Annotated in this window: 8 protein-coding genes and 1 riboswitch; of the genes, 2 read left to right on the top strand and 6 right to left on the bottom strand. The window is 44.1% G+C overall.

What is annotated here, in order from left to right:
• The first annotated feature begins 466 nt into the window (after positions 1-466).
• Positions 467-568, top strand: a riboswitch (TPP riboswitch).
• Between the two features lie 99 nt (positions 569-667).
• The gene (thiT, locus tag ACQXR1_RS04295) at positions 668-1,246 is read left to right on the top strand and encodes an energy-coupled thiamine transporter ThiT (RefSeq protein ID WP_069840206.1); all 579 of its coding nucleotides are present in this window, start codon (positions 668-670) and stop codon (positions 1,244-1,246) included.
• 40 nt (positions 1,247-1,286) lie between these two features.
• Here the strand turns inward: thiT and ACQXR1_RS04290 are convergent, their stop codons facing one another.
• Genes ACQXR1_RS04290 through ACQXR1_RS04280 form a run of 3 tightly spaced genes read right to left on the bottom strand, consistent with a single transcriptional unit; the run spans position 1,287 to position 3,900 of the window.
• Complete coding sequence (locus ACQXR1_RS04290) at positions 1,287-1,808, bottom strand: GNAT family N-acetyltransferase (protein ID WP_430771774.1); 522 nt, start codon at positions 1,806-1,808, stop codon at positions 1,287-1,289.
• Positions 1,809-1,825: 17 nt separating this feature from the next.
• Positions 1,826-3,355, bottom strand: a complete 1,530-nt coding sequence (gene floT / locus ACQXR1_RS04285; RefSeq protein ID WP_014665126.1) for a flotillin lipid rafts scaffold protein FloT — start codon at positions 3,353-3,355, stop codon at positions 1,826-1,828.
• Positions 3,356-3,375: 20 nt separating this feature from the next.
• Positions 3,376-3,900, bottom strand: coding sequence for an NfeD family protein (locus ACQXR1_RS04280; protein WP_430771773.1), 525 nt, complete (start codon positions 3,898-3,900; stop codon positions 3,376-3,378).
• Between the two features lie 168 nt (positions 3,901-4,068).
• Here ACQXR1_RS04280 and ACQXR1_RS04275 point away from each other — a divergent pair, with 168 nt between their 5' ends.
• A complete protein-coding gene (locus tag ACQXR1_RS04275) occupies positions 4,069-4,557 on the top strand; it encodes a DinB family protein (protein ID WP_069840209.1) in 489 nt (162 codons plus the stop codon).
• A gap of 5 nt (positions 4,558-4,562) precedes the next feature.
• Here the strand turns inward: ACQXR1_RS04275 and ACQXR1_RS04270 are convergent, their stop codons facing one another.
• From ACQXR1_RS04270 to betB, 3 genes are all read right to left on the bottom strand, one after another.
• On the bottom strand, positions 4,563-5,141 hold the full coding sequence (locus ACQXR1_RS04270) for an MOSC domain-containing protein (protein WP_430771772.1): 579 nt from the start codon (positions 5,139-5,141) through the stop codon (positions 4,563-4,565).
• Positions 5,142-5,228: 87 nt separating this feature from the next.
• Complete coding sequence (gene gbsB / locus ACQXR1_RS04265; RefSeq protein WP_040082527.1) at positions 5,229-6,437, bottom strand: choline dehydrogenase; 1,209 nt, start codon at positions 6,435-6,437, stop codon at positions 5,229-5,231.
• Positions 6,438-6,453: 16 nt separating this feature from the next.
• Entirely contained in the window at positions 6,454-7,926 is a 1,473-nt protein-coding gene (gene betB / locus ACQXR1_RS04260; protein ID WP_069840211.1) for a betaine-aldehyde dehydrogenase, read from the bottom strand.
• Positions 7,927-8,036 lie beyond the last annotated feature (110 nt).

The raw sequence follows: 8,036 nt of genomic DNA, 5'->3' as shown, positions 1-8,036 counted from the left end.
GTGGATCACAGGTTAAGTTCACCGCATCCTGCGGCGACACCTGTGTGACCTGCATCGTGCAGGCCCTAGTTTGACTGACTATGCACATCGCTGTGCGATTTATAAAAATGAATTAACAGGTACGTTTTGTCTTGTTTAGTTTTCAAAGATCATTTCGTCACTTCTTAATGAAGCAGCTTTACTAATATAACATTCAGCTTCTTTTTTGTCAACAACTTTTTTTGCGTTATTGTTGAAGCTTTTTGTTTGTGTCCGCTGTGCATCAGCGACGTTTAATAATATAACATCTGTGTTTATTTATTGCAATAGTTTTTTTAAAAAAATCTATAAAACAAATAAACTATAATCCTCGCCATGATTTCTAAAGCGTGTGTATCATATAATTTTCTTAAAAGAACATATATATCAGTCATGTGATCTTGTTGTTTTTTTCGTTTTCTTGTATAGTAGAAACGAACTAAATACTGATGACCACAAGGGGAGCATTAAAGCTGAGAGTGAGCGGTTTCGTTCTGACCCTTTGAACCTGTTAGTTAACGCTGGCGTAGGGATGTGGCAAAGTCAAATGAATTGCAGATCGTAAAGCAGTGCGTGGAACTTTTCTCATCCTTCCGCGTGCTGCTTTTTTGTTGTCCTTTTGGTTGTCTGTCAATGGAAGGAGATATTTATGGATCAATCTAAGCAACTGGTTCGCCTTATTGAAATTGCCATTATGACAGCAGCAGCCGTTATTTTAGACATTGTCTCGGGAATGTTTCTTAGCATGCCTCAAGGAGGCTCGGTCTCCATCATGATGATTCCGATCTTTTTGATTTCGTTTCGCTGGGGGGTCAAAGCGGGCCTTACTACCGGTTTGTTGACAGGCCTCGTACAAATAGCGATCGGAAACCTGTTTGCACAACATCCTGTACAGCTATTATTAGATTACATTGTCGCGTTCGCAGCAATCGGCATAAGCGGCTGTTTCGCTTCTTCTGTCCGTAAAGCCGCTGTAGCAAAAACAAAAGGGAAATTGATTGTTTCAGTGGTCAGCGCAGTTTTTATAGGCAGTCTCCTGCGCTATGCCGCGCATGTCATTTCAGGAGCTGTGTTTTTCGGCAGCTTCGCTCCAAAAGGAACGCCGGTATGGATTTATTCTTTAACTTATAATGCGACTTATATGGTTCCTTCATTCATTATTTGCGCCATTGTCCTATGTTTATTATTTATGACAGCACCGCGTTTACTCAAAGCTGACAAAGCTTAAAAGTGACAATCCCCCAGCGAATTCCGCTGGGGGATTTTTGTTATCTGTCAAGAAGTGTTTTTAAAGCAGAAAGATCCGGCCAGCCAAGGCCCGCTTCTTTCAGCCCTACTCCGGCAATTTCAAAGCTGTCCTCCGATACTCTTTCAGGAGAATAGGACTGATAAAATATAATCGAGGGGTTCTGCTCAATGACCCAAACAAACATGCTCGAAAAGCCATGTTGAAGCAAAAACTCTGCTCCTTTTGTTAAGAGCGCCCTCCCTGCACCTTGCCGCTGGTGCTCTTCCAGAAGATAAATAGCATATAGCTCGCCGTCATAGCCTTCTTGTTCAGAGCGAATAGGTCCAAATGAAGCAAAGCCGAATACTGAACCCTTTTCATCCTGGGCAACAAATACTCCCTTTAACGAGCGGCTTTTCCATTTGTCTTCAAATTCCTTATAGTTCAGGCTGTTTAAATAATCAGCCGGGATAATTTCGTGGTATGTTGTCCTCCAGCTGTCTACATGCACCTTTGCAATGTCCTTTATATCATCTAATCTCGCTTCACGTACAGTTACCATCCGGTTCTGTCCTTTCCTTACTCTGATTTTTGGACCGTTTTGGCTTCTTTGATTTCATTTGTTAATTCATTAATGCTTTGTTTTACGTTTCCTTTTCCTGAAAAGTTTTCAATCATTTCTTTTACGTCAATTCCTGAGGATGCTTTTAAACTTTCTTGCAGACTTGACATTAGGTTCGTCGCATAGCTGGTTACTTTGTTTGCGCCGCTTGATTCACCGCTTCCTCCTGTATCTACAACGGTGATTTTATCAATATTTGAAAGAGGAGCCGCTGCTTGTTTCGCGTATTCCGGAAGCATTTTGACGATCATATCGAAAATCGCCGCCTGCCCGTACTGTTCAAAGGCAGCCGCAATTTTCTCTTTTGCTTCCGCTTCTGCAAGACCTTTCAGGCGGATAACCTCAGCCTCTGTTTCTCCTTTTGCCTTTTCAGCTTCTGCTTTGGCTAGCCCGTCAATTCTTACTTTTTCCGCCTCAGCCTTTGCCATTGCTTCTATACTGTACTTCTTGGCATCGGCTTCCGCTAGCTGTTTGGCTTTCTCAGCTGCTGCGGACTGCTCAACAGAATAACGGTCTGCATCGGCTTTTTTCTTCACCTCTGAGTCGTATTGACGTTCACGGCGAAGAATTTCTTTTTCTTCTAGTTCTATTTGCTTTTGGCGTTCGATAATTTTAACCTGCATTTCCTGTTCTGTGACTTGCTGGCGCGCTCTGGCTGTCTCTAAATCATATGCTTGGTCAGCATTCGCTTTTGCCGTATCTTGGTCTCTGCGGAATTCAGCCATTTTGAGCTGATTGATTTTTTCAGCTTCAGCGATTTCCGTCGCCCGTTCAAGTTCAGATTTCTTTGCATCTTTATCGGCTTCTGCCCGCTTAATCCGGGTTTCTTTATCAGCCTCTGCTGTTGCGATATCAGCATCGCGTTTTACTTGGGCAATTCTCGGTTTCCCTAATGATTCAAGATAACCGTTTTTATCACGTACATCTTTAATGGTAAACGAGACGATTACAAGCCCCATTTTTGCGAGATCCTGTGAAGCGACACGCTGCACCTCTTGAGAGAATTTTTCTCTGTTTTTATAGATTTCTTCTACTGTCATTGAGCCGAGAATGGAACGAAGGTGGCCTTCTAAAACCTCCCGCGCTTCCTGCTCACGGTCGTCTTTTGATTTTCCTAAAAATTGTTCGGCTGCTGTAGCGATTTCTCCTATAGAACCGCCGATTTTAATAATCGCAGTTCCATCAGCCATTACAGGCACTCCTTGCTCTGTATAGACTTCAGGTGTCGAAACATCAAGTTTGCTTGACAATAAGCTTAGCGGCTCAGCCTGCTGGAAGACGGGAAGGACAAAGGTTCCTCCGCCGCGGACGATTTTGAGACGGTTGCCGCCTTCATCGACATGAACATTTTTATTGCCCAGATAACTCCCCGTTACGATTAACGCTTCATCAGGCCCTGCTGTACGATACTTTGTAATAAACACAGCTATTAGTGCAATTAATAAAAAGAATACAACTCCGATGATCATTATAATCGGCATTGTCATATCAAATTCCTCCTTGTGTTTTAAATGGATTCATGCGGAGTAACAGAAAGAACTCCATTGCTAATATCTACGACCAACACCGTTGTCCCGTAACTGGTCTGCTGATTATCAAAACTGACCGCTGACTTTGAAATGGTGCCGCCTATTCCTTCAATGACCACTTCGCCAAACCCGTCAACTGGAACAGCTGTAATGACTTTACCGACTCTCCCTCTTAGATCATCTTCTCTATATGCCAATGATTCTTCCGCGGATGATAATGGAACCAGCACAAAGATGTGAAGCAATATCACCAGCATGATTGAAAGGATGCAAGATAAAAGCGCAATCAGCAAGCTTGACAGCGGCAATACGAGCTCGCCTATATATCCTCCTGCTGAAAAACATGTGAAAAATGAGAGCACTAATGTCGGATTTAGAAACGGAATACCTTCTGACAGTCCTGCAAATACATCTCCGAAAAACAGAAATAACAGCGTAAGACTGCCGGCAATCATAAGCGTATAAAGATAAATCGTTTGTATAGGTATACCAAATAACTCCAATTCCCTCATCCTTTCTTCATCAATGCATTGATGAACGGCTGCCGTTACCATTTATACGAGACACCGCAGGAAAGGTTTCAAAATTTTAAGACAAATAACCCATTTTGAAGTGCTTTATAAATGATAATTGCTTATATATATGGTAATGTCATTTTAGGAGGAGATATGATGAGTATCTTTAATGAAGCCAGATTAGAAACGTGGAACGAATTGAAAGGACTTTCTGACGAAAAGCTGAACCAAAAGCCTTCTGCTGATGAATGGAGTATACGGGAAGTTCTTGACCATTTGAAAAAAATCGATATGACAGCACAAAAAATGCTGAAGGAACGTGTAAAGGACGCTCCGATCAAAGAAATTGAAGAAAAACCGCTTGAGGTGGCACAGAACAGAAATAATAAACGGAAAGCTCCGAGTCATCTTGAACCTGCGCATGATTTTATTTCAGGCAGCCAAATGAAACGCGAGCTTGATGTGGTAAGAGAGCAGCTGACAGCCACGATTGCCGCTCTGAAAGAAGAAGATTTTGAAAGAGTGCTTCCGCATCCTGTGTTTCAAGAGCTGACTGTCAGACAGTGGATCGATTTTATCGGCCATCATGAAAAACGGCACCTCAGCCAAATGAAAGAAATTAAAGAAAAGATAGAAAGGGCCTGATTTGTTCAGACCCTTTCTGCTTTTCGTTTAACTTTTCGCTGATAGGAATGAACTTCTATTTCATCACCTGCGTAAACAGCTCCGGGTCTCTCAACAATGCACACAATCCCTCTTATGCCCAGTGCGTGACGGACAAAAGCCGGCGCCAGCTTCGGTTGCTCCGGATAATAAGACTGAATGACTTCTCCCGGCTGAATGCACGGATCATTTTCGCCCTCGCACAGCAGAGCGGCTCCGCTCGGAAAAATAATCCGGCTTCCTTCTTTTAATGTAGTAAGATCTGGTATACCGCTGACTGCCACATTCGCCCCGAGCCATTCCGGAAAAATCCTCGGCACTCCCATTTTTAAAGCGATTTCGTTGCATTCCTCTATAGAAACAATTGAAATTTGTCTTCGGTTGAAAATTTCAGTCCCTCTTGAAAACATTGGTTCTCTGGCTCCCGCTTTTTTGGTCAGGCCAAAATGCAAGTCTCCGGGGATGCCGCCATAATCAAAATCAAGCTTGTCCATTTGCTTTGTTACGAAGCTTTCTGTATCTGCGATATATAAGCCTTCCGCTTTTGCGGTCATACGCTTCCACATCAGCTGGCACCTTCCTTCTCATCTAAAATTTCCATCTATGCTTCATTATCCCAAAAAATCCCGCTCTGTAAAGGAGCGGGATTTTGATTATACCGTTTTAGGCGTAAGGTTAAAGCAGCGCTTGTAGATCCAGTTGTATGCTTTTTCATTTAAATCTCTAGGATTTCCGAAGGTTTGCGGGTCTTTCATTGCTTCTTTAGACAAGCGTTCGATCATGTCAGGTGACACTCCCTGCTCTTCTAAAGTCGGCACTTCTAATTCTTTGACCAGATCATACATCCAATTGACAGATGCTTTCGCAGCTTCTTCTGTTGTCATCTTGCTTGTATCGATACCGAAGGCTTTCGCAATCCGTGCAAACTTCTCAGGATAGCCCTTCCAGTTGTATTCCATGACAGGACCCATCATCGCCGCCACGCATTGGCCGTGAGCGACTGGGATAATCCCGCCAAGCGTTTGGCTCATCGCGTGAGCCGCGCCAGCTGATTCACTGCCGTAAGAAAGACCGGCAAGCATTGCAGCCTGCGCCATTCCGTATCTTGCTTCCAGATCCTCTCCGTCAGCAAATGCCCTTTTAATGTAATGAGCGGCATATTCAATTGCCATTAAGGCAACTGCATCCGTAATTGGCTGCGCAAACTTCATTGTATAGCACTCAATAGCATGAGCAAGCGCATCAATTCCCGTCATGGCAGTTACATGCGGAGGCATTGAAACATGAAGCTCAGGATCAATGATGGTCAAGTGCGCTGCAATCAGCGGACCGCCCGTGTTGAATTTGAATTCTCTTTCTTCATCTGTGATCACCGCCCATTGCGTTACTTCTGATCCTGTTCCAGCCGTAGTGGGAATTGTCGTCAGTGGAGGAATGCGGTTTTCCAGCGGTTTTTTCCCATCTGCCGCTTCATAATCGAGCACGCTTCCTTCGTGAGTTGCTTCTACTCCGATTGCTTTTGCTGTATCCATGGAGCTTCCGCCTCCAACTGCCACCAAGCCATTACAGTTCTCTTTTTTGTAAAGCTCAGATCCTTCATTCACCAGACGGACAGGCGGGTTTGGCTCCACTTTATTAAAGAGCACCACTTCAATGCCTGCTTCTTTAAGTGATTCGATAACAGGATCAGCTACTCCAGCTTTGTAAATCCCTGGGTCTGTGACAAGGAGCGCTTTTGAAACGCCCAGTGCAGCTACTTCCTCACCCGTATGCTTGATTGCTCCGATTCCGTGCTTAATGACAGTCGGAATTTCAAATGTGTGGAATTTCTGCATACTTTCTACCTTCATATTTAATGTCATCATCAATCTCCCCCTCTTATGAATTGAACCAGTTAACCGCTGCCGGTTTTGTATTGCGATATACGTGCTTGACTTCTGTGTATTCTTCAAGGCCTATTTTTCCAAGCTCGCGTCCGAACCCGGATTGCTTATAGCCGCCCCATGGCGCCTGTGCAAAGTACGGATGAAAATCGTTGATCCAAACGGTTCCCATTCTCAAACGGGCTGCTACCCGTTCACATTTTTCAATATCTTTTGACCATACCGCTCCGGCCAAGCCGTAGATGGTATCATTCGCAAGCTCAATTACCTCTTCTTCAGAGCTAAAGGTTTCGACTGTCAAAACAGGACCGAAAACCTCTTCCTGAACGATTCTCATGTCAGATTTACAGTTTGAAAAAATAGTAGGTTCATAGAAAAAGCCATTTTGAAGCGCTGGGTCTTCCGGGCGTTTGCCTCCTGTCTCCAGCTTCGCGCCTTCTTCTATTCCGATTTCTACATATTTTTCTACCTTTGCCCTGTGCTCCGCCGAAATAAGCGGACCGCTTTCTGTCTCTGCGTGAAAACCGTTTCCGAGTTTTATGCGTTTTGCCCGTTTGACCAGCTCCGCCAAAAATTGATCATGAATGGCGTCCTCAACAAGCAAGCGGGAGCCTGCAGAGCATACTTGGCCAGCGTGGAAAAATACAGCGTTTAATGCCTGATCAACCGCAACTTCTAAATCCGCGTCCTTGAAAACGATATTTGGGTTTTTCCCGCCAAGTTCAAGGGCGATTTTTTTGACATTTCCGCTTGCCGCCCGCATGATTTTTTTGCCTGTTTCGATTCCGCCTGTAAACGAAATCAAATCGACGTCTTTGTTTGCAGCAAGCTCATCACCCACTGTAGCTCCCGGTCCAAGGACAAGATTGGCGACACCTTTTGGAACGCCGGCTTCTTCCATCAGCTTAAAGACTTTGATTGTCGTCAGCGGCGTAATCTCACTCGGCTTCATGACGATTGTGTTTCCTGCAGCCAGTGCAGGTGCGATTTTCCAGCTCGCTTGAAGAAGCGGATAATTCCATGGAGTAATCTGGCCGCAAACTCCGATCGGCTCCCTAATGATTTTGCTTTCTGAATCAGGAATCGGAGATGAAATGATTTCTCCGCCATCTTTGTCAGCCAAGCCGGCGTAATATTGAAAAACATTGGCGATATCGTCCATATCGGCTTTGCTTTCTTCGAGTGTTTTTCCTGTATCAAGAGATTCAAGCTCTGCCAGCTCCTCAAGATCGCGTCTGATTAATTCCGCAATTTTCAGAACAATTTTCCCGCGTTCAAGCCCGGAGAGTGATGACCATTCTCCTTTGTCAAATGCTCTGCGCGCGGCTGCGATTGCCTTGATGGCGTCCTCTCGCCCTCCCTCGCTTACAGTTGCAATTTCTTCTTGATTAAATGGATTGATAATGCTCCGGATCTGTCCTTTTTCGGCACTGATCCATTCTCCGTCAATGTAAAATGTTTGACTCATATAAGCCTCCTTGACGTAAATAAAGTTTGTTAAATAAAAATTTAATGTTTTTAACAACCTTAATCTAACATACGGTTTTTAAACTGTCAAAGCCCCTTTTCGATTTTTCT

The sequence above is a fragment of the Bacillus sp. ATD genome (assembly GCF_050585765.1).
Taxonomy (GTDB): Bacteria; Bacillota; Bacilli; order Bacillales; family Bacillaceae; genus Bacillus; species Bacillus stercoris.
This window is presented reverse-complemented; position numbering and strand designations above follow the sequence as displayed.

Bases quoted from the DNA above. Each gene is read 5' to 3' on its own strand.
- thiT (WP_069840206.1), top strand. From the start codon at position 668: ATGGATCAATCTAAGCAACTGGTTCGCCTTATTGAAATTGCCATTATG.
- ACQXR1_RS04290 (WP_430771774.1), bottom strand. From the start codon at position 1,808: ATGGTAACTGTACGTGAAGCGAGATTAGATGATATAAAGGACATTGCA.
- floT (WP_014665126.1), bottom strand. From the start codon at position 3,355: ATGACAATGCCGATTATAATGATCATCGGAGTTGTATTCTTTTTATTA.
- ACQXR1_RS04275 (WP_069840209.1), top strand. From the start codon at position 4,069: ATGAGTATCTTTAATGAAGCCAGATTAGAAACGTGGAACGAATTGAAA.
- ACQXR1_RS04270 (WP_430771772.1), bottom strand. From the start codon at position 5,141: ATGTGGAAGCGTATGACCGCAAAAGCGGAAGGCTTATATATCGCAGAT.
- gbsB (WP_040082527.1), bottom strand. From the start codon at position 6,437: ATGACATTAAATATGAAGGTAGAAAGTATGCAGAAATTCCACACATTT.
- betB (WP_069840211.1), bottom strand. From the start codon at position 7,926: ATGAGTCAAACATTTTACATTGACGGAGAATGGATCAGTGCCGAAAAA.